21 protein-coding genes are annotated in these 25,171 nt (G+C 71.0%); 3 read left to right on the forward strand and 18 right to left on the reverse strand.

Translation table 11 applies throughout. The features are described 5' to 3' along the window. From ACZ4E1_RS17660 to ACZ4E1_RS17705, 10 genes are all read right to left on the reverse strand, one after another. Complete coding sequence (locus tag ACZ4E1_RS17660; RefSeq protein WP_467540027.1) at nucleotides 1–1,002, reverse strand: hypothetical protein; 1,002 nt, start codon at nucleotides 1,000–1,002, stop codon at nucleotides 1–3. Nucleotides 1,003–1,069: 67 nt separating this feature from the next. Beyond that, nucleotides 1,070–3,073, reverse strand: coding sequence for a glycosyltransferase family 4 protein (locus ACZ4E1_RS17665; protein ID WP_467540029.1), 2,004 nt, complete (start codon nucleotides 3,071–3,073; stop codon nucleotides 1,070–1,072). Beyond that, complete coding sequence (locus ACZ4E1_RS17670; RefSeq protein WP_467540031.1) at nucleotides 3,070–3,375, reverse strand: hypothetical protein; 306 nt, start codon at nucleotides 3,373–3,375, stop codon at nucleotides 3,070–3,072. Before ACZ4E1_RS17670 ends, ACZ4E1_RS17665 begins: the two co-directional genes overlap by 4 nt. Nucleotides 3,376–3,379: 4 nt before the next feature. Beyond that, nucleotides 3,380–3,850 carry a hypothetical protein gene (locus tag ACZ4E1_RS17675; protein ID WP_467540034.1) on the reverse strand — a complete coding sequence of 157 codons (471 nt, stop codon included), beginning with the start codon at nucleotides 3,848–3,850 and terminating at the stop codon, nucleotides 3,380–3,382. 9 nt (nucleotides 3,851–3,859) lie between these two features. Then, the gene (locus ACZ4E1_RS17680; protein WP_467540036.1) at nucleotides 3,860–4,369 is read right to left on the reverse strand and encodes a hypothetical protein; all 510 of its coding nucleotides are present in this window, start codon (nucleotides 4,367–4,369) and stop codon (nucleotides 3,860–3,862) included. 152 nt (nucleotides 4,370–4,521) lie between these two features. Then, the gene (locus ACZ4E1_RS17685; RefSeq protein WP_467540038.1) at nucleotides 4,522–7,539 is read right to left on the reverse strand and encodes a hypothetical protein; all 3,018 of its coding nucleotides are present in this window, start codon (nucleotides 7,537–7,539) and stop codon (nucleotides 4,522–4,524) included. Further along, a complete protein-coding gene (locus ACZ4E1_RS17690; protein WP_467540040.1) occupies nucleotides 7,536–11,684 on the reverse strand; it encodes a hypothetical protein in 4,149 nt (1,382 codons plus the stop codon). Before ACZ4E1_RS17690 ends, ACZ4E1_RS17685 begins: the two co-directional genes overlap by 4 nt. A gap of 3 nt (nucleotides 11,685–11,687) precedes the next feature. After that, nucleotides 11,688–12,209, reverse strand: a complete 522-nt coding sequence (locus tag ACZ4E1_RS17695; protein WP_467540042.1) for a hypothetical protein — start codon at nucleotides 12,207–12,209, stop codon at nucleotides 11,688–11,690. Further along, nucleotides 12,206–13,048, reverse strand: coding sequence for a cupin (locus ACZ4E1_RS17700; RefSeq protein ID WP_467540045.1), 843 nt, complete (start codon nucleotides 13,046–13,048; stop codon nucleotides 12,206–12,208). Before ACZ4E1_RS17700 ends, ACZ4E1_RS17695 begins: the two co-directional genes overlap by 4 nt. An 80-nt stretch (nucleotides 13,049–13,128) precedes the next feature. After that, complete coding sequence (locus tag ACZ4E1_RS17705; protein WP_467540047.1) at nucleotides 13,129–14,784, reverse strand: major capsid protein; 1,656 nt, start codon at nucleotides 14,782–14,784, stop codon at nucleotides 13,129–13,131. 259 nt (nucleotides 14,785–15,043) lie between these two features. Here ACZ4E1_RS17705 and ACZ4E1_RS17710 point away from each other — a divergent pair, with 259 nt between their 5' ends. Beyond that, entirely contained in the window at nucleotides 15,044–15,508 is a 465-nt protein-coding gene (locus tag ACZ4E1_RS17710; RefSeq protein ID WP_467540049.1) for a hypothetical protein, read from the forward strand. 60 nt (nucleotides 15,509–15,568) lie between these two features. Here the strand turns inward: ACZ4E1_RS17710 and ACZ4E1_RS17715 are convergent, their stop codons facing one another. From ACZ4E1_RS17715 to ACZ4E1_RS17745, 7 genes are all read right to left on the reverse strand, one after another. Continuing rightward, nucleotides 15,569–15,772 carry a hypothetical protein gene (locus ACZ4E1_RS17715; protein ID WP_467540051.1) on the reverse strand — a complete coding sequence of 68 codons (204 nt, stop codon included), beginning with the start codon at nucleotides 15,770–15,772 and terminating at the stop codon, nucleotides 15,569–15,571. A gap of 16 nt (nucleotides 15,773–15,788) precedes the next feature. After that, nucleotides 15,789–19,094, reverse strand: coding sequence for a phage minor head protein (locus ACZ4E1_RS17720; RefSeq protein ID WP_467540053.1), 3,306 nt, complete (start codon nucleotides 19,092–19,094; stop codon nucleotides 15,789–15,791). Next, complete coding sequence (locus ACZ4E1_RS17725) at nucleotides 19,087–19,629, reverse strand: hypothetical protein (protein WP_467540055.1); 543 nt, start codon at nucleotides 19,627–19,629, stop codon at nucleotides 19,087–19,089. The genes ACZ4E1_RS17720 and ACZ4E1_RS17725 overlap by 8 nt, the downstream gene beginning before the upstream one ends. Beyond that, nucleotides 19,622–19,864: a hypothetical protein gene (locus ACZ4E1_RS17730; RefSeq protein ID WP_467540057.1), complete on the reverse strand. Its 243-nt coding sequence runs from the start codon at nucleotides 19,862–19,864 to the stop codon at nucleotides 19,622–19,624. The genes ACZ4E1_RS17725 and ACZ4E1_RS17730 overlap by 8 nt, the downstream gene beginning before the upstream one ends. Beyond that, complete coding sequence (locus ACZ4E1_RS17735; RefSeq protein WP_467540059.1) at nucleotides 19,861–21,639, reverse strand: hypothetical protein; 1,779 nt, start codon at nucleotides 21,637–21,639, stop codon at nucleotides 19,861–19,863. Before ACZ4E1_RS17735 ends, ACZ4E1_RS17730 begins: the two co-directional genes overlap by 4 nt. Beyond that, nucleotides 21,639–21,977 carry a DUF1360 domain-containing protein gene (locus ACZ4E1_RS17740; protein WP_467540061.1) on the reverse strand — a complete coding sequence of 113 codons (339 nt, stop codon included), beginning with the start codon at nucleotides 21,975–21,977 and terminating at the stop codon, nucleotides 21,639–21,641. Before ACZ4E1_RS17740 ends, ACZ4E1_RS17735 begins: the two co-directional genes overlap by 1 nt. A 123-nt stretch (nucleotides 21,978–22,100) precedes the next feature. Next, complete coding sequence (locus tag ACZ4E1_RS17745) at nucleotides 22,101–22,355, reverse strand: hypothetical protein (protein WP_467540064.1); 255 nt, start codon at nucleotides 22,353–22,355, stop codon at nucleotides 22,101–22,103. A gap of 98 nt (nucleotides 22,356–22,453) precedes the next feature. Between ACZ4E1_RS17745 and ACZ4E1_RS17750 the strand changes: the two genes are divergently transcribed. Next, nucleotides 22,454–23,572 carry a hypothetical protein gene (locus ACZ4E1_RS17750; protein WP_467540067.1) on the forward strand — a complete coding sequence of 373 codons (1,119 nt, stop codon included), beginning with the start codon at nucleotides 22,454–22,456 and terminating at the stop codon, nucleotides 23,570–23,572. Continuing rightward, the gene (locus tag ACZ4E1_RS17755; protein ID WP_467540070.1) at nucleotides 23,569–24,060 is read left to right on the forward strand and encodes a hypothetical protein; all 492 of its coding nucleotides are present in this window, start codon (nucleotides 23,569–23,571) and stop codon (nucleotides 24,058–24,060) included. The genes ACZ4E1_RS17750 and ACZ4E1_RS17755 overlap by 4 nt, the downstream gene beginning before the upstream one ends. 86 nt (nucleotides 24,061–24,146) lie before the next feature. Here the strand turns inward: ACZ4E1_RS17755 and ACZ4E1_RS17760 are convergent, their stop codons facing one another. Next, the gene (locus tag ACZ4E1_RS17760; protein WP_467540073.1) at nucleotides 24,147–24,974 is read right to left on the reverse strand and encodes a hypothetical protein; all 828 of its coding nucleotides are present in this window, start codon (nucleotides 24,972–24,974) and stop codon (nucleotides 24,147–24,149) included. Nucleotides 24,975–25,171 lie beyond the last annotated feature (197 nt).

The raw sequence follows: 25,171 nt of genomic DNA on the forward strand, positions 1-25,171 counted from the left end.
CTAGAGGGTGTGCATCATCGCGCGCAGGAAAACTTGGATGCGGTTGTAGGTCGCGCCACCGGACCCGCGGCCGATCGTGACGGGGAAGGTGACGGTCGCGGTCGCCCCGGGGGCGAGGGACACCTGATGCCGGTAGACCTTCGTGTTGTGGACGTGCTGGTCGATGATCGCGGTCGTGCCCGAGTTCCGGAAGTACGACATCTCGTCGGTGTCCTGTCCGGCAGCGGCGCCAGCGCCCGCGGGCAGGTCGAAGTCGACGTCCGACTCTCGCTCCAGGAAGACCGTCACGGACCTGCACGGGTCGGGGTTCGTGTACGTCCAGGTGAAGGTGTCGGCGACCACATCGAACCCGGCGGGGACGGGCAGGTTCGCGTAGTCCCTCATCTCGGTGAACTGCTCGAAGTACGCCTTCGATTCGGGCGCGCCGCGCAGCTGACCGTTCGTGTCACAGGTGACGACCGTGCCGGCCGCCTCGGGCTGGCAGGGGTACGGCCAGGCCGCCGTGGCCAGGGTGAGGGGGGATCCCGCACTGCCGTCGCCGGTGAGGCCGCAGCCGACGTCCAAGGGCGCCGGAGGGGGCACATACAGGCCGCCGTCAGGGCCGAACACGAGCGTGTTCCCGGCCTGGGGCGACAGGCGTGCCTCGACCTCCCCCGTGCCCGCGTCGTACGCGGCGCCGTCCCCGGCGGAGAAGCACGTCCGGACGTCGGCGCATTCGACGAACAGCCCGTCAGGCCCCTCGTGCAGCAGGTTCGTTCCGCCGCCCGGTGGGGCCGGGTCCAGGATCACCGTGGCCGAGACGTCGTACGGATCAGCGGCGGTGCCGGTGCCCGTAAGGGTCATGTCGACGGTCGTCGAGTCGGAGACGCCGAGGACCGTGGGGGTCGACGAGCCGGAGCTGATGACGTAGGGGTTGGAGGACGAGCCGTTCCCCTCGACCGTGACGCCGGGCCCGGCGATCACGGTGCAAGAGCAGGAGCGGGCGCCGCAGCACTTCGCCATGGGTGGGGCTCCTCAAACGAGTTGGGAGGAGGCGCCCGGCCCAGAACCAGCGGCTTCAGTGTGAAGTCTAAGCGGCGACCATCTGGTTGACGGCGTCCACCCACAAGGTCAGCTCGCGGCCGGTCTGCGTGTGGAGGTGGGCGCTGCGGGCCCGTGCCAGGGCCGACATCTTCGCGCGGTGCCGACCGTTGGTGTGGAGGCGCCGGATGGCGTCCGCCCAGGCGCGCGAGTCTGCCCGGTCGACGAACGTCGCCGCGTCGCCGAGCGCTTCACGCAGGCCCGGCGTGGGGTGGGCGATGACAGGGATGCCAGAGGCGAGGGCTTCTACGGCGGCCATGCCGTACGACTCGTACACGCTCGGCGCGAGGAGGACTCGCGTGCGGGCCCACACGTCGCGGCGCATGTCCGTCGTCTGAGGGATGACCTTCATGTTCGGGCGCAGCGGCCGCGGGTGCTGCCTGCCGTGAGCCCCGGTGACGCCGAGGAACGGCAGCCCCGGCAGAAGGCGCGCGGCGGCACGCCAGGTGTCGACGCCCTTGTCCCGGTTGAGGTTGACGAGGGTGACGTGCCGTCCGGCGGCCGGGGCCCGGTGCTCGCCAGGGATCACCGGCGGGTGTACGACGAGGTCCGGAATCGTCCCGAGGTGCGGATACCTGGGAGCGAGGGACTCGGCGATCCACTGCGTGTTGTAGACGCACAGGTCCGGGCTGGCACTGATGGCCGGCTGGTCGTGGTCGTTGTGGAGTAGGAGGACTGACCGGGCGCCGATCTCTCGGGCGAGCGTGACGGCACGGTGCCCGAAGTGGTGGTGCGTGACCAGGACGCGCGGGCTCATCGCCCGGAGTTGCGCCTCGGCCGCGTCCGCTTCCACCTGGACGTACGGGACACGGTCGACCTGCCAGGAAGGCGGCGCATCGGGCATCTCCGAGCACACCACCAGCACGCTGCGCCCAACGTCCTGCAAGGCCCGCATCATCGTGTGGAGCATCGTCTCCGACCCGGCCTGCCGGTAGGGCACGCCGAAGTGGATCCACGCGACGACCTCCGGGGTACGTGGGACGACGACCGCGGGCCCCGCCGTTGGGCGGGCTGCTCGTGCCGTCTGGGGCACGCGCCGTCGGGTTCCTGGGGTGCGGGGCACGAGCGAGCGGCACGCCTCCTCGAACGCCCGGAGATTTCCCGGGAAGTCGAGGCCGTCAGCGTGAGCGCGGGCGCGCTCGGAGGCCGCCGCGTATGCCACCGGATCGGCCAGGTGCTCGATCGCCGCCCTCCAGCCGGGAAGGTCGTCCCGGTCGACGTAGGCCGCGGCGTCGCCCAGGGCCTCGCGGATCCCGGGCAGAGGAGCAGCGATCACGGGAATGCCAGACAGGCCGGCCTCGACGCCGACCCGCCCGTACGACTCCACGGCGGACGGCATGAGCAGAACCCGGGTACGGCCGTAGACGCTCTTCGGGTCGGCCCGCTCGATGACTTCCACGTTCGGCAGCCCAGGGCCCGGAGCGTCGTTCGCGGCGCGGACCATGAGGAACCGCTCGCCGGGCAGCCGTGCGGCGAGGGAGGTGAGGACGTCGGCGCCCTTCGCGTCCGTCGCTCCGCTGAGGGTGATGAGCCGGCCGCGGCCGGTCCGGTAGCGGCCGGGGTCGATCGGGGGCGGCAGGACGAGCGACGGGCCCTCGTAGGGGTAGTGGTCGCAGCATGCCTGTGACGGGAACCAGACCAGATCAGCCGGTGGCAACTGCCGGTTGTCGGCCATGCCGTGGGCCATGAGCAGGTGCGGCACGTCGGCCGCCACGCTGGTGATCCGAGCAGCCTTGCGGTCCCCGTGGTGGGAGACCAGCAGCTCGGGCCGGACGGCCGCCAGGGCACGCCGCCAGGTCGCCAGCGGCCACACCCGCACCCCGTCCAGCGTGCGCGGCGTACCGGGCTCACGCACGGTCGTGATCACATCAACGTGATGGCCAGCAGCGGCAAGCCCGCGCACGTACTCCGCCGAGGTGACCGCCGCCCCGTTCGGCAGGACGCGGCGGCCGTAGACGGGCAGGACGAACAGGATGCGCATGGGGCTGCTCACGGGGCGATGGCGTGGACGTGGACGGTGATCCCGGCGGCCGGGGTGCCCACGGCCAGGACGCCGATCCCGAGGAGGGTGACGCCCGCCGACGCGAGGACATTGACCGTGGTGGCCGTGGCCGTGTTGGCGGTGATGGAGTACGAGCGGAACGCACTCGTCCCCTGGAGTCCGATGGTGACGACCGGGGGCGCGGCGAACGCCCCGGCCGGCCAGGTGAACGTCGCGTTGCCGGAGTTGTCCGTGACGGCGGCCGCCCGCTTCAGGCGCCGTGGCGGCGCCTCGTAGTCGCCCGCCGTGCTCACGGGGTTAGATCTCCCTCGTCGTACTGACGAGGAAGTCGGACCCGGCGACCCCGGTGAACACGAACGCGTCCTGCAACGTCTCCCCCGCGTGCCCGCCCTGGTCCACGCCCCACGTCAGGGAGGTCCCGGACGCCAGCGTGACGGCGGTACCGCCGCCGATCGCTACGGTGGGCGTACCGGCGTAGACGACGAGCGTCACGGACCGGGCTCCGGCCGCGATGGTCACGGTGCCCGCGCCGGTCTGCCGCTGGAGCGTGGAATCGATCTGCGGGTTCGCCGCCGCCGTCACGGTGTCGCACCGCCGCACAGTGCCCGTGGGCGTATAGGCGGTCGTGCCGTCGAGCCGCGTGTCCTTGACGACGGTCGCGCCGTCCTTGGTCTCGTAGCGCCGCAGGAACGAGCCGGCGTCGTCGCACAGGATCTCGTACTCGTCATCGGGGGTGGCCGCTGCCACGCTGCCGCTGGTACCGGACATGAGGGCTCCTTAGTCAGAGATCTTGTGGAAGAAGACGTGCGTCTCGCCGGGCTGGATCGTGGCGCTCTGCCACGTGCCCTCCGGGCCGAACGCGCCAGCCTGGAGCCGCAGCGTCAGAGGGGCCGTGGTCACGGTGACTTGGTGGCTGATGGTGGCGTTGCCGGTCACACACGCCTGCAACGTCTGTCCGGCCACGGTGGCGAACTGGTGCTGACAGGTCGTCCGAGCACCGGACAGGACCGTGCCGGTTGCGCTGTCGATCACCCGGACCTGTAGCCACCGGTTAGAGCTGTGGCTAGCCTGCGCACAGATCTGCCCCTGAGCGTTCCAGTGCACCGCGTAGCGGCCCACCTCGGGGAGAGTGATCGTGAGCGCTGTCGGTACCCAGTTCCCCGGGTTGGCGAGCAGGTTGGTCTGTGCCCCGAGGTCCGCCTCGCCGGATACCGGAGACAGGCGCGCGCCGATCTGCCAGGTGTCCGGGCAGTCCCGGCCGCCCGTGTCGGTGACGTCGATGTCCACCGATCGGGAGGCCCCGACAGCCCCGCCCGGTGCGAGGCCGGACAAGGCCGTACGGGGCACCAGCAGCCCGGCCGGCCCGGATGTCAGGGCGTTGCACGCCTGCGGGTCTACCGCAGGCGTGCCGCCTCGAAGCGCTGAGTCTGTACCCGCCATCAGCCTGCCGCTCCCGCCTTGTAGGTCCACGCAAGGAAGTAGTCCGCGGCGGTCGTGACGCCAGCGAATGCGGCGGCTGCGAGCGCGGAGTCATCGGTGTCCGCTACGGACCAGGTGGCGGAGGCGCCCGCCGGGAGGGGCTGGCTGTTGCCGCTCGACATGGCGACGTTCACGGCCCCGGCCAGGACGGACAGGCTGACCGACTGGAGGCCCGGGAACTCCGTCTTGAGGTTCTGGAGCGTGGTCGAGCCAGTGACGCGCCGTACGCCCGTCAGGACCGGCGCGTCCGGCTGCTGGCCGCACACGGTGACGGTGCCGGTCGGCGTGTAGGCCGTGGTCCCGTTCAGGGCGGTGTCCTGGAGCGCGGTGAGGGTGCCGGACGAGTTGTCCACGGCCCAGTGCCGCAGGAACGGGATAGGGCCGGTCGCGGTGACGTCGCACAGCGGTTGGACGATGTGGTCCACTTCGGGGACGGCGCCGCAGCCGGGGCCGGGCACGAGGGTGATGAACCCGAATGCGGGGGCGACGCAGCCCAGGCCGCCGCCGTCGTTGCGGTTGCCGACGCGCACGATGGCGGGCGGGCCGTCGAAGTAGAAGTGGCCGGTGTTGTTGTCGGCGGCGCTGTGCCAGCGGCCGGCGCTGATCTGGCTGTGGCCGAGGTCGGACTCCACACGGTCGGGCAGCGTCGATCCGGTCGGGATCGTCTTGTCCTCCCAGCTGTCCCAGTCGAGCGCGTCGACCCGCAGGACGCTCGCCTTGGCGAGCACATCGGCGTCGGGCTCGAACGCGAAGGTGACGGGCCCGTTCCAGACCGGCGCAGCGGGGTTCGTACCGCAGCCGTTCGGGAAGGCCGCGCTGGCGGTCACCTTGACGGTGCCTGTCTGCGTCGGGTCCTCGCTGTTCGCAACGGTGTAGGTGAACACCCGCGCGTCGGCCGGGTCCGCAACGATGCTGATTGTGTTCCACACCTGCTCGCGCAGGCTCGGCGGGTTCTCACCACATTCCACGACCTGGACCGGGGTGTACGCGGTGACGCCGTCCATCTCGGTGTCATGGAACGTGGCCGTGCCGTCGCAGCCGTAGACGAAGTGCCGCAGGAACGCAGTGGCGCAACGCTGGCCGACCTCGTCCGGCTCAACGGCAGGGTTGAGGTCGCACAGCCGGAACGTCTGGACGGCAGCGGCCTCGCACTCGGCCGGTGGGGTCGCGCACACGCCGACCGTCCCCGCCGGGGTGTACGTCGTGGCGCCGTCGAGGAGGGTGTCCGCCACGCCCGTGATCTCGCCGCCCTCGGCGTGGGTGAGGTGGCGGAGGAACTGCGTCACCGTGCCGTCCGCAGCGACGTCGCACAGGGTCAGGGTCTCGGTGTTCTGCTGCGGGCAGCACTCGGTGATGCCGCGACACTGCCCGACCTCGCCGGTGACGGTGTACGGCTCGCCATCCAGGGTGGTGTCTGTCTGGGAGACGACGGCGCCCGTCTCGCAGTCCGTGACCTGCTTGCGTAGGAACTGGACGGTGCGGGTCATGACGATGTCGAGGCGGCCGGTCACCCAGTTGAAGCCCCAGTCGTCCCGGACCTCGATCTCGATGACGTTCGGGCCGGCGGTGACTGGGGCCTGGCCACCGCCGCCGACGCCGGGCTGCCCCCACTGGGAGTACAGGCCCATGTCGACGCCGTTGACCCGAACCCGTCCACCGCCGTCAGCTCGGAAGCCGACGGCGGTCAGGGTCGCAGTGCCGTCCTCGGGGGCCTGGAACGTCTTGCGGATGATCCAGCGGACCGGGGCGTTGTCGTAGCCGGGCCACGGGATGCTGTTCGGCCCGGCGTTGAGGTCCGGGCGCGCCCCGTAGGAGACCTGACCGGCGTTGTTCGTGCCCTGATAGACGCTGTACGGCATGGCGCCGGTCGGCCCGTAGCCGGGCTGGTTGCCGGTGAAGGCGACGACCTGCCAGCCGTCCGGGCCGGTGACGCCTGCCGGGTCGAAGACGGTGACCGCCTCGGTCGTCGTGGTGTCGCACAGGAGGGTGCTGGAGGTGTCCCGGCACGGCTCGACAGAGCAGGACCCGACCGTGCCGGTCGGGGTGTACGGGGTGCCGTCGAGGCCGTAGTCGCTGTGGCCGACGATGGCGCCGTTCTCGTCACGGGCGTAGTCCCGCACGAACGGGGTGATGGTGCCGTCTGCGGCGGTGTCGCAGAGCTGGAGCAGGTCCCGCTCGGGCTGCTCGACGCCGGCCGGGCAGATGGTGACGGTCCCGGTCGGGGTGTAGTCGGCGCCGGTGATGGCGTCGACGAGACGCACGGCCGCGATCGCGCCGGTGTCGTCGTAGGTGTACTCGACGAGGACCAGGCCGACGACTTCACCGGCGGCGTCCACGTCGCAGAACGTGCCGGACACCTGAATGCTGCGGGAATCGCCGCACGCGACCGTCCCGACGGGGACGGCGCCGGCCGACCATGCCCCGGTGGTGAGGTTGATCCAGCCCTCGGAGGTGACGGCGCCGGTGCAGTCCCGCACGACGGTGACCGCGATCGGGGTTCCGTCCGCGAGGCAGAGACCGACCGACGTTACGGGCGTGGTCGGCGACTCGCAGTCCGGGGAGACGGGGCAGGCGCCTACGGTGCCGGTGACGCTGTACGGGGCGCCGTCCAGCGTGCGGTCCAAGGTGGCGAGGAGCGCGCCCTCGCAGTCGTACGTCGTGGACCGGACGAATTGCGTGACGGTGCCGTCCGTGGCGGTGTCGCACAGCACCAGGGAGGTCGTGGTGGCGGTGCAGCCGTCCGGCTGGCACTGCTGAAGCGTGCCCGTGGGCGTGTATGCGGCGCCCGTCACGGGGTTGACGGTGCGGGTGCCGACACGGTCCCCGCTGATCGTGTCGTAGACCGGCTCGACGAGGGCGAGACCGGCGACCGTGCCGTCCGCCAGAACGTCACACAGGAGCAGCGTCTCGACGTCCACCCGGGGCGGCGCGGCGGCGCCGCTCACGATCACGGGCCCCTGCCCGCAGCATCCACTCACAGCGTTACTCCTCGGGTCCATGTGACGGTGACAGTGCCGGTGTTGGCGGTGATGGTGAGCGGGCCGGTGAGCGCGGCGTCCGCGTCGCGGCCCACGGACCACGTCGCGGCTTCGCCGGAGTGCAGGGTGCTCGGCCCGTCGGCCGTGGTGACGGTTCCGGTGCCGCTGTGGGCGACGGCCGTGACCGACTGGAGGGTGGGCCAGGCCGCGGCGTTCCAGGAGGCTCCGGCGGCGAGCTCCACGCGGTGCGCCTGGACGCCGAGCGCCGGGTCGGCGCCCTCCTCGTCGCCGAGCGCGCAGTCGACCGGGGAGACGGGCGTGTAGGGCGCGCCCAGGTCCGGCGTGTACGTGCCGAGGCTGGTGAGCTGGCCCTCGCAGTCGACGGCGAGCAGCTCGACGTAGCTGACGTCCGGGAGGCCATCGCCGTCGGTGTCGTCGCAGCGGCACGCCTCGAGGACGTTCTGCGCGTCGCACGGCACGACCATCCCGGCTGTCGGGCCCTCGCCGGTGCACTGGTCTACCTCGCCCTGCACGACGTACGGGGTGACTCCGTCCAGGCCGACGTCCTCGGTGGACGTGAGGCTTCCGTTGCAGTCGAAGGTGAGGCGGCGCAGGAACGGCGTCCGGTTGACGGTGAGCACGGCGGTGCGCACCTCGAACGGCATGAGGAAGAGGTCCCGGTCGTTGACCGGGCCGCCAGTCGTCTGGTCCGTGAAGCGGATCGTGACCGCCCCGGTGGCGGGGGCGATGAACGCCAGCGGCGGCAGGTCCTCGGTCAGCACGCCGCCTGGGAAGACGTTCGACCCGTTGGACGTGTTCCGTGTCCTCGTGGCCAGGACCGTTGCGCCGTCCAGGATCTCCAACAGGTAGATGGCGTTGTTGTTGGCCGGATCGGGGGCTCCCGCGCCGATCCATGCGGACGCGAACCGGAACTCGTACAGGACTGCCGGGAGGAGCCCGCTCACGGTCAGCTCCGCGACGCCGTCGGCGGGCTGGTTGGCCTGGGCGAACCACAGGGTGGTGCCGTCGTTGGCCGCGACCACGTTTCCGGTCAGCGTGAAGTCACCGGCCGGGGTCGGAATCGGGGCCTGCGGGTCGTACGTCACGTCACAGAGCTGCGCGACTTCGGTGTTCCCGCACGGCGGCTCGACCGTGCCATCGCCGCTGCACACGCCGGCCGTGCCGGTGAGGGTGTACGGCGTGACGGCGTCCAGGTCGGTGTCCACGACGGTCGGGGTGGTCGCCCCGGCCGTGTAGATGAGGTGCCGCAGGAACGGCACCGGGTCCTGCCCGTCGACGAGGTCACAGAGCTGCACGACCTCTACGTCAGGCTCCGGCTGTCCCTCCGGGCAGACCCCTAGACGCGTGCCGCCGGGCAGGGCGACCGGAGAGCCGTCGACGCGGTCGACGAACCGGGCCGCGACCCGGGCGCCGGTCTCGTCGTAGACGATCTCCGCCAGGATCTCCTGAATGGACCTGCCGGTTGCGTTGTCGAGGACGCACAGCGGTACCAGCTCGACGTCGTGGCCCGGTTCCTGGCACAGCGCCAGCTCGGCGCCGGCCGGGAGCGTGTACGGGGCGCCTGCGAGGTCGGTGAGGCGCTGCTCCGCCAGGTCGCCGCTCTGGTCGTCGTAGACGCGCTCGACGAGTACCTGGCCGAGCACGTCCCCGGAGGCCGTGTCGCGGACGCACAGGAGGGACGTCTCGACGTCGACGCGGGCTTCCGGCGGCGGCTGCTCGCAGCACTCGGAGACCGGAGCGCACTGCCCGACCTCGCCGGTGACGGTGTACGGCTGCCCGTCGAGGGTGGTGTCGTACGTGGCGACAACGTCGCCGGTGACGCAGTCCGTGACCTGACGGCGCATGAACTGCACGGTGCGCGGCAGAGCGATGTCGAGGCGGCCGAACACGTTGTTGATGCCGTTGCTGTCCCGCACCTCGATCTCGACCGTGTTCGCACCGGCCGTGACGGGGATCTCCGCGGTGCCGGACGTCGCGGGCAGGTTCCACTGCCCGTACATGCCGGCGTCGATGCCGTTGATCCGCACGCGGGCGCCGCCGTCGCCGCGGAAGCCGACGGACTTGGCGACCGCCACACCGTCCTCGGGCGCGGTGAACGTCTTGCGGAGCACCCACCTCACGGTCGCGAGGTCGTAGCCAGGCCAGCCGCCCGGGCCGGAGCCCGCGTTCTGGTCGGCGCGGGCTCCGAGCGCCGCGTAGCCCATGAGCGTCCCGTGCCGGGCGGGGTACGGCATCGGCGCTTCGGGCCCGAAGCCGGGGTTGGCGCCTGTGAAGGACACGACTTCCCACCCGTCCGGCCCGGCCACGTGCGCGGGGTCGAACACGGTGATGATGTCGCTCGCGGACGTGTCGCACAGGAGTGTGCTGGAGGTGTCCCGGCAGTCCTCCGACTCCTCGAACGAGGGGCCGCAGACGCCGACCTCGCCGAGCACCGTGTAGGCGGTGACCGCGTCGAGTTCCGTGTCGGTCACCGTGGTGACCGTGCCGGCGCAGTCCCGGCATGTGGTCCGCAGGAACGGTGTGGTCTCGGCCTCGGTGGCGGCCTGGAATTCGCTGAACTCGGCGAGGGCTGCCCCTGAGGCCAGAGCGAAGGCGAACGAGGTTCGCGCGTCGGTGACGAACGTCGAGTAGATCGAAGCGCTGGGCGCCGTGAAGCACAGGGTGCGCGTGGCGGCGTCCCATGTCGCGTTGGAGCCGAGGGACAGCGGCCGGGTACCGACGGGCAGCGTGTAGCAGGCCGTTCCGGTGGGGAGCCGCACACGGAACCGGATCCAGATGGGGGCCGATGCGGTCCACGTCATCGGGCTGGCGGCCGGTACGAGGTAGCGGTGCGGCGCAACGAGCGTGCCGTTTCCGCCGGTCCGCGTCAGTGTCACGGAGCTGCCGGGGATGGTCAGGGTGGACGGCGAAGCCGGCACCAGACCGATCGTGGTCATGATCGGCCGGAGGTCGCACAGGACGCGCTCCTCGCAGTCCCCGCACGTCGACGGCTCGCACCGCCCGACGGTCCCGGCCGGGGTGTACGGGGCGCCGTCGAGGCCGTAGTCCGTGTGGCCGGTGATGGCGCCGTTCTCGTCACGGGCGTAGTCCCGCACGAACTCGGTCACGGTGCCGTCCGCGGCGGTGTCGCAGAGCTGCACGAGGTCGCGCTCGGGCTGCTCGACGCCGGCCGGGCAGGTCGTCACCTCCCCCAGCGGCGTGTAGGTCTGGCCGGTGGTGGCGTCGACCAGGCGCACCGCGTCGACGGAGCCGTCTGCGCCGTAGGTGTACTCGATGAGGACCAGGCCGAGGACGGCCCCCATGGGGTCCACGTCGCAGAACGTGCCCGTGGTGCTGATGCTGCGCGGGTTGCCGCACGCCATCGTCCCGACGGGCGGGTCCCCCGCGGAGTAGGTGCCGGTGGTGAGGTTCAGCCAGCCGTCCTGGGTGACTGTGCCGTCGCAGTCCCGGGTGACGAGGACGGCGATCGGGGTGCCGTCCGCGAGACACAGGCCGAGCGTCGCGGCCGGGGTGGTCTGCGCCTCGCACTCCTGGCTGCTGTCGCAGACGCCGACCGTGCCGGTGACGATGTGCGGGGTCTGCCCGTCAAGGGCGACGTCCTCGTACGACGCCGACCCGGCGAGGAACGAGTACCGGCGCAGAAACGGCCCGCTGTCGTCGCACAGGGTCACCGTCTCCGAGTCGGGGCAGGCGTGGATGCACTCGACCGGCGAGACGGGCGCGTACGGCGTCGACGGGTCGTCCTGGTAGGTGAGGACGAGTTCCGCCGAGCCGTCAGCCCGGATGCACCACAGCTCGGAGTACGTGTCGTCGGCGTATCCGTCGCCGTCGGTGTCGTCGCACAGTTGACGGCAGATCGTGTCGACGCAGCCGGTCTCGCACGGCCCGGCGTCCGCTGGGAGCGGCCCGGCGGTGAAGGTGCCGGCGACGTCGAGCCAGCCCACGACGGCCGGGTCCTCGGCGGCCTGTCCGCACTCGACGCAGCCTGAGCGGATGACGGCGAGGACGGTCGTGCCGTCGGCGCGGCACAGGGGCGTCGAGGCGATGGACGGGGAGCAGCAGGTGGTGATCTCCACGGGTGTGGAGCCGCCACCGTCGGCGCAGGGAAGGGGCTCGACCGGCATTCCTCAGTCCTCCGGGTGCGCCTGACGGCGGTGAGTGGCCAGGCCGCGCTCGCCCTTGAACGGGCGCTCGCAGTCCGGGCAGGTGAAGTCGTCGCCCGAGTCGCTTCCGTCGCTGGCGGGCTGCGGGGCTGCGGCTTCGGTCGCCTCGGCGGGGTCGCCGGCCGGGGGCAGCTCCTCGTCGGCGGGCGGGATCGGCTGCGAGTCGGGGCCGTACGCCTCGTCCGGTACGGGCGGCAGCGGCTGGCCGGGGATCCCCACCCTCTCCGGCTGGTCCACGCCGAGGAGGTCCGGCCCCAGCGCCGACGGCTCGTGCTGCTCCTGGTCGTCGCCGTCGGGCGCGATGTACGGCTGGCCGTCGACGAGGGCCCCGGCGAGCAGCTCCTCCGGCACAGCCGTGAACTGGGCTCGCGGCACGGCGAATTCGGTGATGCTGACGGTGCGGACCTTCGGCTGCTGGGCGACGGCCCAGCGGGCGAACGGTACGCGCAGCGCACGGGTCGGCTGGACGCGAATGAAGATGCTCACGGGCAGGTCACCACCTGGATCGCGCACACGGTGCACGTGGTGGCGACGACGTAGGTCCGCTCGACCAGGACGCGCAGGTCGTTGTTGCGGATGTTGACGGACTGGCTGGGGCGGTCGGGCACGGTCACGGTCGGTCCGCGGCGCACGACGAGGGGGCCGGTGATGTAGAGCCACGCGGTGCCCGGTTCGGCGGGCACGTTGCCGGGGCCGGTGTTCATGGCCGAGTACCCGGCGCCGATGACGACGCAGTTCCCGGCGAGCGTGGACAGGGAGCCGTCGTCGCCGCGGTGGACGAGGTTGCAGCAGCCGAGGAGCGCGGCGGCACCGGCCGGGACGTGGAGGGTGCCGACGCCGCCGTACTGCTCGGCGAGGCAGCCCTCGAGAGCCGCGACGCCCTGCGCGATGTTCACCGGCCCGTCGGCCGGGGTGAGGTCGGTCGCCGTCATGGCGAGCTTCTGCGTCCAGAACCCGGCCTCGACGGCTTCCTGCTCGCCGAGTTCCAAGGACGCCTCGGCGTGGGCGCGGGCCTCGCCGTAGGTCCAGCCCATCGTGGAGCATTCGGCGCCCGCGTACACGGTGATCGGGTCGGCGTGCTCGGCGACCGGCCTGCAGAACGCCTTCCGGGGCGGCGCCCCCGGGGATTCGTCGCCGGGCGATTCATCGTCCGCGCACGGGTCGCGCCACACGTTGACGGGGCAGCAGCCCAGGCCGAGCCACTCGGTGCCCAGCAGCTCGTGCTCGTCGGTGACTTCGCGGACGTCGGTGCAGGGGTTGAGGAGGATGCCGTTAGGCAGTGGGCGCCCGTTGATGGGCTCCACGTACTTCCGCAGGCCGGCCATGCTCGCCTCCAGGTCTCCAAATCGGGGCGTGCCGGGCCCGTGGGTGGTTCACGGGCCCGGCACGTGGGGCGGGCGGTCGGTCAGGACTCGGAGCAGGTCAGCAGCGTCTGCGCGCCGGTCTCGCCGGACGGGCAGACCGGGACGGTGACGACACGGGTGTCGACGGAGCGGTCGATGAGGCCGACGCACTCCTCCGAGAACAGGGCCGTGTAGTCGTTCGTGGAGAACTTCGCCGAGTCGTGGACGACGCCGAGGTTGACCTCTTCGCCACGGCCGATCTGGAGCTGACCGGACGGGTAGATCAGGAACTTGATCTCCTCGGGCCAGGCGGTGGCGGGGGTGGCCTGGCCGATGTCGGCGCCGGTGACGTTCGGGTCGATGAGGTTGCGGGCCCACTGGATGCGGACGCCGAGCGGCGTGAACACGTCCTGGACGTCGGCCGTGGACACCTCTTCGATGCCGACGCCGTTGCGGCGGGCCAGGTCGGCGAGGAACAGGTTCCGCGACCACCACGGGAAGACGACTTCGAGGCTGATCGTGTCGCAGAACGAGTGCCGCTCGATCATGTCGGCGGCGGTGAGGGCGACCGCGTTGAACACGGCGGACAGGGCGGCGAACGAGGCCGGCATGGCGACCGGCGTCGCCGACGCCAGGGCCTGCTGGAACAGGACGGAGCGCAGGCGGATCTCGTGCGCCACCATCGCGTTCCTGAGGTACCAGTTGACGAGCTCAGGGAAGTGGCGCTGCGTCAGGATGCCCGCCTCCAGGCAGACACCGACCGCGTCACAGCGCATCTCCACCGGGTCCGGGCACGGGATCTTGAAGCACGGCTTGGTGGCGCCGGAGATGTCGTCGGCCTCGGTGTGCACGAACGTCATCGCGGCGACGTCGAGCGACGGCGTCTTGTAGTAGCGCAGGCCGCCGCGCGCGAGCTGGATCTCCGGGGCGTCCCACAGCATGTCGGGGCAGGCCACGTCGGTCAGTTCGTAGACCGTCTCCGACGGCGCGCACCAGCCGCCGGACGCGACGAGGTTCCGCTCCGGGAGGCGGGCCTGGTCGGCGGCGCGCAGCGCGACCTCGGTGCCCTCCGGCGCCGACGACGAGTCGGTGACGATGAGTTCCTGCGGGTACGGGTGGTGGTAGCTGATGACCTGGCCCGTGCCGCCGCCCGCGGTCTTGAGGGCGTTGGCGCGGCTGATGATGCCTGCGGTGACCTGCTTGAAGTCGAGGGCCGCGCCGGGGGTGTAGCCGGGGACGTCGACGGCCGCGGTGATGACAGTGCCGGGGGCGGGCGGCTCCGGGAGGACACGCGGCTGGCGCTGCCGCACGAGCGACAGGTCCAGGGCCGGGCGGCGGACAGCGGACGCGGTCGTCGTCTGCGGCTCGGGCTCGGCGGGGGTCTCCTGCTCGGCGGCGGGCTCGGCCGGCTCGGTGGCGGCCGCGGTCGACTCGGCCGAGGCGTCCTCGGTGGGCTCGGTCGCCTCGTCGCCGCGCACCTGGGCGGCAAGCGACTCGATCTCGGCGGCGGCGGCCTCGGCCGCAGCGACACGGTCGGCCTGCTCCTGGCGGATGGACTGCACGCACGTCGACAGGGCACGCAGGTCGCTCATGGTGTTGTCGGTGACGCGGGACTGGCCCGACAGGGCCTGGAAGGCGGCGGTGGCGCCGGCGAGCGCTTCAGCGAGCTGCTCGTCGTCGAGGCTCGTGACGTCCTCAGGGATCTGGAACTCTTCCACGGCGGGGTCTCCAGCGATCGATCACTAGAGCCCGGCCCACAACCAGCGGCGTACGAAGCACAGCATAGCCATGCCGAGGGCAGGCGGGCGGGCGACCGATCTCCCAGCGCTCGACCGTCCGTCATCCCGACCAGCCGAAACCGTTTAAACATCAGACCCGTCAAGCTTTGAAATTTTAAATGACACCTCTTGCGTCTTACTTACCGAGCGTCCTACCATCTAGTTCCTGGCGTGTGGTGGAGGAAAGGGCGGTACTGGTGTGACGGTGGAAATCGAGGGCGGCGATGCAACCGAGAGCGAAAGCTTCAACTCCTGGCAGGCGCTGGACGAAGCGGTCAGGGCCGCCGGCTCAGTCCTGCGTGTCCCCATGCTCTACCTGCGAGAGCTGACGGGTTACGGGCGCCTGAAGGTGCGTGTCCTGTCCCAGATCTCGCAGGAGCTGGCCGAGGTGGGCATCGGCCACCTCCCCCCGGAACTCCCTGGTGATCAGTGGGCACACGTCGTGCTCTACAAGATCGGCAGCGAGGCCGGCGCCGTCATCGACGCGGTGCGCAACGGGAGCAGCAGCGAGCGGGCCGAGCGGGCTCTGCGAGGCCTCAACACCGCCGACAGCACCGCTGCGAGGAAGCAGTACGAGCTGAAGACGAAGGAGCTCGCAGAGCAGCTGGATGAACTCCAGGAAACCCTGGACAACATGCGGGCGACCGTCGAATCGGACGGCTGACAGCCAGCACCGAAGGCCCGGTGAGCATGCGCTCACCGGGCCTCTCGCTGTCCGCGCCACCTACCGGGCGGCGGGTTCCTGCTTCTGCTCGGCAGTGCTGGTGTGGATGGTCTCGCCGGTGGCCTTGTCGCGGACGATGCTGCCGGGGTAGCGGCCGGACACCGTGGTGGCAGTCGGCTTGCTGCTCGACGAGAAGACGACCTTGCCGTTCTGGGTGACGACCTCGAAGGTCTGGCGGTTCTTGGACCCGCAGTTACATGCCATGTCAGTTCGCTCCGTTCTAGGCGGTGGGGTTGGTGACGAGGGCGGCCATCGCCTCGATCTCGTCGCGTCGTTCGGTCTCGCGGCGCTGAAGCGCGTCGGCGATCAGGTCGACGAACGCGCCGTCGGTGAGGGCGGCGGCGAGCTGTTCGACGTCGAGCCCGGAGCCGTGTCCGGACGTGCTGTCCGGGCGCTGTCCGGGCAGGTCAGGGGTCGTGTCCGTCGTGCTCGTGGACGCTGTCCGGACGAGGTCCGGGGCGTGTCCGGACGTGGTGTCCGGGGCGGTGAGGAGGCCTGCGGCGGACGCGGCGAGGGCGAGGTTCGCGCGCTCGGCGACCGCGGTGACGGTCGCGGCGAGGAGCGGCGACGAGTGCCCGGGCACGGGCACGGAGAGGACGGCGCGGAGCTGCCACCGGCCGCCTGCTCCCTGCCGCATGTGGTAGCTGGGCTGGCACGCCTGGAAGACCGTGCGGTCCCACTCGGACAGCCACGGTGCGGCAGCGCCGGAGAACCACATGCCGCGCTCGTTCATGCCGACGGTGACGATCCCGGCGACGGTGCGGGTGTCGTCGAACTGGCAGGACGCCGACTCGCATTCGGCGCCGTCCCTGTGGTGCGGAGCATTCATGGTGAACGCCCCGGCCTTGACCAGGGAGCCGTCGTCGAGGGCGAACTTGGCGCGCAGGAAGTGCGTGGTGTCGATCCGGCCAAGGGACTCGATCGTCAGGTTCTTGCCGGGGTATCCGGCGTGGGGCTCGCCGGCCTGCGCGACCCACCCGTACACGCGGCCGTCGCGGTAGTGGACGCCGCCGGAGCCGGGCGGCAGTTCCTCCGGGGTGGGCTCGGCGAACCAGGCGGCAGGCATGGCGGGCAGGTCCTGCATGGCCGTCCACGCGGACGCCATCAGGTCCTCGGCGCCGAACGGGGCCTCGCCGGATGCCGTGGCTTCACCTTCGGGGAGGGAAGAGGCGCCGACGTACAGGCCGGGGGCGAGGCGGACGATCCGTCCGGCCTTCGCGGCCCGGTTCAGGTGGCCGCGCGCCGACTGCATGCTGATGCCGAGGGCCGTGGCCACCTCGCGGGCGCCGACGGCGACCGGGGAGCTGGCCACATAGGTGACGACCCGCTGGTGAGTCTCCCCCGCGGCGGCGACGATCGGCGCGGCCGACGCCTGCTCTTCGTCGACGGGGTCAAGGGTGATCCGGGCGCCCTTGAAGGCGGGCATCGCCACGAGGGTGGCGCCGCGCATCCGCGCCCGGGTGATCCGCATGACGAACTCTCCGGCCCGGCTCTCGTGGACGACGAGGCCCTGCTCCGGGTCGTCGGCGTCCCCCGCGGCGGCGGTGAGCACGCCCGTGCCGGCGAAGGCGTCCGCGATGTTGCCCGCGCGCAGCGAGCCGGACGGGTCGGTGATGAGCTGGAGGTCGTAGCGAGAGCGGGTGAACGCCCCGTCTGCGGCCGTCCATTCGGCTGCGGTGGCGCCGGACAGCATCAGCGAGCCGTCTTCCATGCGGAGCACGCTCGCCTGGTGCAGGCGGGCCGACGCGAACAGCCAGTCGGCGTCCTCCGGCGACAGGGTCTTGTCGACGAACTCCACGTCGACGTCGTCCAGGTCGACGGACACCCCGAGCGGCGCACCCTCCTCGAGGAGGAGGATCGCGTCCTCACCGGCCCGCAGGCTCGGGTAGAGGACTCCGGCGGAGGCGATGCGGTTGCCGTCGCGGAGCACCGTCTGGATGGCGCCGCACAGCTGGGCGCCCTCGTGCCCCATGAGCATCTCTTCGGCGTACTGGAGCGGCATCGGGTCGCGGTCCCACTGGAGCGCGCCCGGCGCAAACACGCGGCCGTCGCCGGTCTCTTCGTTCTCGAAGGCGAGGCCGGTGGTGCCGGGTGTGGACCACGGCCGGGCCGTCAGGGTGGGTGCGGGCATGAGAGTTTCCTCCTGCTGAGGGCCGAGGGGAATGTCCGTGAAGTCGCCGGCGAAGGTGACGCGCACGCGGTCGAACGTGATCGGGCCGAGGCGCTGGGTCAGGGCCTCCAGGTGGCTGTGGTCGGAGCTGTAGACCGCGCAGACGTGGGGCACCCACGGCGAGTGCTGGACGGGCAGCTCCGGGAGGCCTGCGGCCCGTTCCAGGGCCGTGTGGGCGGCCCGGTGGGCGTCGGGGAGGGTGGGTGCGCCGTCCGGGCGGTCGCGGTCGTCTCCGACGGCCCACACCCATGACGGGCTGTCGCTGTGCGGGTTCCAGTGGTTCGCGCCGAACGCCACCCCGGTGATAGGGCCCGACAGGTCCTGCACAGCCTCTTCGGCGCGGGCGGTCAGCTCGGCCCGCTGGTCGGGGCTCCAGGCGGTGCCGTCGCCGCCGAGGAACGCGAGCGTCAGGTGCAGCTCGCCGACGTCCTCGCCGCCCTCGATGGCCAGGCGCTCGGCGTCTGCCGCTGTCGGCATCAGCGCGATCATGCCGCCCATGAGGTGACTCCCATCTGCCGCCGCTGTACGCCTTGCATCCGAAACCTGCGCCGACGGCGGCTCTTGAGATTCGTAGGCAGATGCCCGGGTTTCGGGATGCACGGCCAAGATGCACCGGCAGTTGACGACCTGCGAGGCCGGAGCATCCGGGTCGTGGGGGCCGTCCATGTCGACGCCGCCGACGGTGAACTGCTCGTCGAGGAGCCGGATCGTGCCGTTGACGCGGGCGTGGTCCTCACGGACCCGGTCGTCACGGCGGCTAAGCCACTGCTTCACGACCGGCTTGTCCGGGCCGTCGACGTCGCGGGCCGCGCCCAGCACGGCGGTGTTCCAGGCCCGGCCGGCTTCGGTGCGGGCGATGCGTTCCTCTCGGGCCTCGCCGAGCTGCGCGCCCTCGCGAGCGAACGCGGCACGGAGCCGTGCCCGCAGCTGCTCGATGTCCTCGCCCGCGTCGACTCCGGCCGCGAGCTCGTCCCTGGCGACGGTCGCGAGCCGGTCCCCTACCGCGTTCAGCAGGTGCTCGGTGACGTCGACGTACTCGGACATGGCGGGCGGCAGGGTGCGCCCGTCGTCGTACCGGCCGGGCAGGTCGTCCCATTCGGGGCCGAGGGTGCTGCCGGTGTCGTCGGCGGCTTGCTGGGCGGCCTGTTCGGAGACGCGGAGCAGGCGCCGCACGATGCGCGGCATCCGGTTCGTGAACATGCGGGCGATGCGGGACACGGAGAAGCGGGCGGCGACGAGTTCGGTGGCGTCGGCCAGCTCGGCGGCGAACTCGTCGGCGACTTCGGCCAGGACGCGGCTGACCTCGGCGGCGACGTCCTCCTCGGCCTGCTCCAGCAGGGCCTGGTAGTCAGCCACGGGCCGTCTCCTCCCATGCGGGGTGCGGGGTGGCCTGGCAGGACGGGTTGAGGCACAGGGCCCACCCGCCGGCCACGCGGGGCCCTCTGTCGGTGGTGGCGCGGACGGTGACGAGGGTGAGGGTGGCCTGCCCGCAGGCGGGGCAGGGGTGTTCGTGGGTGATGTCGGCGGCGAACGGGGACTCGGTGCCGAGCTGGGCGAGTTCGTGGCGGGCGCGTTCGTGGGTGCGCCAGGCGATGACCTCGGTCTCCGCGTTGTGGTCGTCGCAGTGCGCGCACCAGCCGTGGATGCGGTGCGAGGCCACGGAGTGCCCGAGCGGCGCCGTGTACTGGGGGTCAGACACGGTCTGTCCTCCTAGCTGGGTGCGGTGGTCAGCGTCCTCTGCCGTGTGGCGGTCCTGGGCGTCGAGCTGCCAGGCCATGACCTCTTCGGCGCGGGACCGGTCGGGGCAGTGCGAGCACCAGCCGAGGGCACGGTGAGCCGGGATGCTGTGCCCCAGCGGGGCCGTGCGCGGGTCGACGGTGTGGCTAGCCACGGTCGATCCTCCTTGCGGGGAGCGGGTGGTCAGGGTCCTGGCAGACCTCGCACCAGGCCAGTTCACCGGCTGTAGACACGCCTTCCGGGGTGATCAGGAACAGATCGGTGGCGATGCCGGTCCACGCCTTGCACGGCGCGCACCACGTTTCCCGCACCGTGCCGGGGCAGAGCGTCGCCGTGGCCGGCTGCGGGTCTTGGACGGGCTGCCCGGGGCGGCCGCCATGTGTGGTCATGCCGCCTCGCCAACGCACGACGACAGGACCGGGCCGACGAGCTGGTAGTCGTGCTCGACGCCGGCCGCGATCAGCTCCCGCGCGTACTCGTCGAGGGACGCGGTGAGGCATTCCGCCTGGATGCCGTACCGGTTGGCGATCTCGGGGACGCGGGCCCAAGCCCCGTCGAGGAGGCGCCACTGCTCGACCTGCTCGGGCAGCACGGGGAGCAGGGTGTGCAGGCGCGCGGATTCGACGTCGCGGGCGCGGGCGCGTTCGGAGCGGGGGCAGGCGGGGGTGCGGCGCAGCTTCTCGCCAGCGGAGGCGAGCGCCGCCCAGATCAGGCCGTCCGCAGCGGCGAGAAGACCCGGTCCTGGTGTGGTGGCGGCCGAGGCGGGCAGGGTGTCGGGCTCGGCCTGCGACTCGTCGACCGGCACGTCCGGCTTCGTCGGCGCGGGCTCGTCCTGCTGCTCCTGGCCGTCTCCCTGCTCCTGGTCCTCGTCGTCGTTGCCGCTGTCAGCCGGCCGGTTACGGGCGGCCAGTTCCTCATCGGTCGGGGCGTCGGACTCGTCGAAGCCGGTCTCCCGGCGCAACGCCGCATCCGAGATGACGCCGCGGTCGTGGGCCTGCAACGCGGTTTCGCTGCGGTTGGTGCGCACCCGCAGCGGTGCCGTGTCGTACCAGATGAGCCACCGGTGCCAGTCGTCGATGCCCTCGGCCTGGAGGAGGGGACGCAGCCACTGCTGCGTGAGCGCGTACGAGACGGTCGCCAGCTTCGGCTCGATGCCCATCCGGATGGCCTCCGAGGTGAGCATCCACGCACCCCAGTGGTTCGTGTCGCCCAGGCCCAACAGGAGTTCGGCGGGGATCTCCAGGCCGGTCGCGAACCTCTTGATGGCCTCTTCGCGGAGCTTCAGCGCGAGCTCGTCGAAGTCGGACTCGAACGTGAGGAGCTTGAAGTCGGAGATCGTGTCGGCGGGGACCTCGAGGACGATCGGCACGGTCGCGGCGGCCGACTCCGGTTCACGGATCGCGGTCTCGGCGACCTGCAGCAGAATCTCGACGAGGTCGTCCTCGGCGCTGTCCTGTCCAGGCTGCGTCGGGAACCTCGTGCCTTTGGGGACGAGGAGGATGCCGCGGCCGGTGAGGCGGGAGCGCGCGATGGCCTTCACGGCCGCGTTCAGGAGGAGCAGTTCCTCCAGCAGGTCGAGGCTGGAGCGGACCGGCGAGTCGGACTCGATGGCCCGCTCGGGGTCCGGCTCCCACACACGGAGCGCCACGGGGGCGTTCGGGTCGAGGTGTCCCTCGTCGCCGGCGGGGACGACGATCTCCTCTCCGTCGATCTCGGCGGTGAGCTTCCCGGACTGGGGGCGGACCTCCCGCGTGGACAGGACCCGCCAGTCGTGCCCGTCCTCGGGGGCGTCCGGGGACAGGACTTCGCTGTTGGGGCGGATGACGATCCAGCCCTCGCCGGGCACGGTCAGGTGGCGGCCGAACGCGCCGAGGAGCTTGGCCTGCCCGTCGGGGCCCCCGGCGATCTGCTGGACGATCTCGGACGCGCGGTGGCCGTTCGGTGCGGGCTCGATACGGCCGTCGTCGGCACGCCGGCCCGCGTACAGGACGGCGCCGGACATGGCGTTCGCGATGTACGTGGCCGCGAACCGGACTTCGGGCACGGCGTGGTACAGCTCCCAGGCCCGTGTCTGCCAGCCCTGGTCTGTGCCGTCGCTGCCCTTCGTGCGGACTTTCCGGTCGACGTAGCGGGACGCCGCCGCGGTGATGGTCTTGCGGGCCATCAGCTGGCGGCCTTGCGGGTGTCGTCCCAGCGGTTGAGGAGCACGGCCGCACCGGCGACGGCGAACCACTCGACGCCGTGGACGAGGAGCGGCGCCTGCTCGAACTCGCCGGTGACGAGGAGCCACACGGCGAGCGTGATGCCGGCGACCCACCAGCCGGTGCAGTAGACGCAGGAGATCAGCGTCAGCACGGCGGTACGCGGCGCCGATTCGGGCTTGGCCTGGTGCCAGGCGGCGATGCGGTCGCGCACCGGGTCGAGGATCGTGTCGTGCACGAGGAGCTGCGTTCCTCGGTAGCCCGCGAGGGCTAGGAGGGCGAGTTCGGGGAGTTGGAGCACTGCCGCCCCCTATGTGGAGATCATCCGGCCAACGTCAGCGGGGGATGATAGACCACGCGGAAAGGGTCGCTCCGGCACGATTCCTGCAGCTCAGACGGCTTTTAGATCAAACCTTGTGGGAGTTCAGAACAGGGCCGAGGCCTGCTCCGGCCCCGTGTCCTCGATCAGCGGGTCGACGTCGAGTTCGAGCTGACGGTCCGGCATCGGCATGTCGACGAGGGCGAGCGAGCCCTGGCACGACGTCAGCGGCTGCGACGGGATGCGGGGCACGTTCGGGTCGTCGTGGCGGCACAGCCGGCCCTTACTGATGCGTCCGGCAACCGGCCCGACGGCAATGGGCCGCTGGCAGTTGGGGCACTCCACGCGGGGCATCTTCATGTGCCCCAGTCTGGCTTGCGAATCCTGCGGTCCGCATTGTTGTCCCGGGGACGGTTCGATACGGTCGATGAGCGCGCGCCGGGGAGGGAGACACCATCATGGCCTGGATCAAGTCATTGTCATCGGCTCTCAGGCCCCTTAAGACCCCCACGAAGCGCCAGCTCAAGGCTGCCAGGCGCGAGCACATCAGCTTGAGCGAAGCACTGGCAGATGACCCGGAGATCGCCCGCGAGTTCCGGCTAGCCGCGCTATCCTCGCCACCGCCTGACCGACGGGACGAATTCGACTCTTGGGCCAAGGAAGCACTGAGGTCCCTGCCGCCCGACAGGCGGAAGAGACTGACCGAGCGCATGGCGGAGATCGTCGCCGATCGGGCCTTCGAGGCTGCTGCAGACACAGAATTCGACTTGACCAGCACAGTGGAGCGGGAGCTTCCGTCCGACTGGGTCGAATCACTGGACGCACTTCCACCCAGCGAGCGGGCGGCGGCGGCGGCTCGACGAATGTCGCTGGACTCAGAACCGGCCAGGGAGTTGCCCAGTCCGCAATGGCGCTGGCCTGAGAGCGGCTCGGAGTTCGCCACCCCCTCCTCGGCGACGGAGTCCGAGGACGATCTCTCCAGCGTCTTGGAGGAGCTCGCCGGGTATTTCACTGCGGCCGTACACGCTCTCGGCGCCAAATCAGCACTGCATGCGTCCCTTCGACTCACGGACGACATGACCAACCGAGGTCCGGGCTATTTCCGGCGGCTCTGGCCCGGCCAGGCGGACGGCTACTCGATGAACTTTCTCAGCAGTAGTCAAAGCCAGTCCCGAGCCGACGAGCTGCTCAGTCAGCTCGAACGGAAGCATCGGCGATGGGTGAGCTATGCGCTCTCCAAGTGGGTCGAAGACCCCGATTGGCCGCCGAAGGAGGAGCGGCTGGCGAAGCTTCTGACCGTGCCTCTGGGCGCCAACAAGCCTCAGCGTTTGCCCGCCTTCGAGACTCCTCCCACCCTGTGGGATCTGCCGGAGGACGAACACGCTGCGGTCTCCGAACAAGCGGGCCCGCCGCTCGGGGATCTGCCGCGGGACGAACGCGTTGCGGTCTCCGAACAAGCGGGCCAGTCGCTCGACCACGCATTGGCCATGCTCTTCATTCGCCTCGGGCCTCCGCCCGAACCGACCGAACTCGACTACGTGCCCGCCGGCAACGGCGGCGGAGGGGCTCAGCAGTGACCACGGAGGACAGGGGGTCCCTGCACGCCCCGCAGACCTCAGAAAGCGATCCCGTGCTGTCCGCAGGACTGAGTATCGCGAAGCAGTGGGGTTCGGTTCTCGATCCGGAGCAGCTCAACATCGCTCTCAACGCGCTGGAGCCCCAGCTGCGCCGGGAACACAAGGAGCGCATGTTCCGGCTGGAGATGCAGCGGGAGATCGCTGAGCAGGCGGCGCGGGAGAAGCGCGATCTGGCCGCGCACAGGCGATATATGGCGGGGTTGGTGGTGGGCTCGGTCGTGGCGATCGCGATGCTCGGCGCCGGGGTGTACGCGGCTAAGGACACCTGGTGGCTGTCCGTGCTGCTGTGCGGTCCCAGCCTGTTGGCCCTGGTGAAGATCTTCGTTCTCCGCCGAAGCGACGCAGGCGACATGGACGCGGTCTCGCTCGCGACTCGACGCGGCATGAACGCGGCTCAGCCCCCGCCCCCTCCGCCGCCCGTCGTCTGAGCTGTGCTCGCCGGCAGCAAACCGTCGGCCCTGTCGTCACCAGGGCCGACAAACGAGGCCGAGGACTGGCGGCATCTGTACGCCCTTCACTCCCCCACTGTTCTATCTCGCGCTCGTCGCGCCGCATACTGCGCTCGCCGCCTGTCCGACTTCCAGCGTTCCAGCTCGTCGGTGATGTAGACACAGGCCTCGATGTAGTCGCGAGCTGACTTCCTGGTCACCACAACGTCGTCGCGATCACGGCGAGTTTGCAGCCGGTGGAGAGCTCTCAGGATTCGAACAGCCTCGGGGCGCAGCCCGAGGGCTTCCACGTCATCAATGAGACTCGCCATGGACCGCGAGGGTGCAATCGTCGGTCGTTCGATCAAGTCTTCTCGGGCGACTCGAGCGAGAATGCTCACCAGGTTCCGTTCCGCGTGTTCCACCCCCCGTTCAGGCGACGTCGCTAGGCACAGGGCAGCGTCGACATACCGCCCCATAGGCGTCCTCATCGCTCTGCTGTAGGCGGCCCAGGAACCGTCTTCCCCAATCATGGTGGCGGGTGGGCGACCGAACTCTCGCTGCGCCTCCTCCTCCAACGGGCCCGCGAGATCTGCGGGATCCGCGTCCTCCGCAGGATCCGAGCGGTCTGTGGTGTGATCGTGATCGGGTGCTCGCTCGCCGGAATGCGCGGGTCGGGGAACGGCTGCGCCCGAGGCGGCCTGCTGGCTATGGGACTCGGCGAGATGACGCGCGTCGTCACGCGCATCTGATGCTTGCTCTGCGAAGTCAACCGAGCCGGCGGGGGTCTCCACCCTGGACACGCGCTTGAACACGTCGCCAAGGTGGCTCCGGAAGTAGATCACCAGGCCGAAGACGACGGTCGGCCACGCGAGTGCGCTCACGTACTTGAGGACGAGTTCAGCGATCTTCACACCTTGAATCCTGTTGCATGATCACCCGTCATGGGTGCTCGTCCACTGGAGTGTTACCAGTCCGTGGCGGGCGAACGCCGCCAGTGCCTGCCTCCCTATCCGTCGCCTCACTCCACCGGCGAGGTCGCCGAGGGCACCGCGCCGGCGCCGGGTCCGCTCATCGTCGCGATCGAGGAGAAGGGCCGCGACGAGAAGTC

The organism is Streptomyces sp. NPDC025806 (genome assembly GCF_055558275.1).

Coding starts and splice junctions, on each gene's coding strand:
- ACZ4E1_RS17730 (WP_467540057.1), bottom strand. CDS start 19,864: ATGACCACACATGGCGGCCGCCCCGGGCAGCCCGTCCAAGACCCGCAG.
- ACZ4E1_RS17750 (WP_467540067.1), top strand. CDS start 22,454: ATGGCCTGGATCAAGTCATTGTCATCGGCTCTCAGGCCCCTTAAGACC.
- ACZ4E1_RS17715 (WP_467540051.1), bottom strand. CDS start 15,772: ATGGCATGTAACTGCGGGTCCAAGAACCGCCAGACCTTCGAGGTCGTC.
- ACZ4E1_RS17690 (WP_467540040.1), bottom strand. CDS start 11,684: ATGCCGGTCGAGCCCCTTCCCTGCGCCGACGGTGGCGGCTCCACACCC.
- ACZ4E1_RS17660 (WP_467540027.1), bottom strand. CDS start 1,002: ATGGCGAAGTGCTGCGGCGCCCGCTCCTGCTCTTGCACCGTGATCGCC.
- ACZ4E1_RS17745 (WP_467540064.1), bottom strand. CDS start 22,355: ATGAAGATGCCCCGCGTGGAGTGCCCCAACTGCCAGCGGCCCATTGCC.
- ACZ4E1_RS17675 (WP_467540034.1), bottom strand. CDS start 3,850: ATGTCCGGTACCAGCGGCAGCGTGGCAGCGGCCACCCCCGATGACGAG.
- ACZ4E1_RS17735 (WP_467540059.1), bottom strand. CDS start 21,639: ATGGCCCGCAAGACCATCACCGCGGCGGCGTCCCGCTACGTCGACCGG.
- ACZ4E1_RS17700 (WP_467540045.1), bottom strand. CDS start 13,048: ATGGCCGGCCTGCGGAAGTACGTGGAGCCCATCAACGGGCGCCCACTG.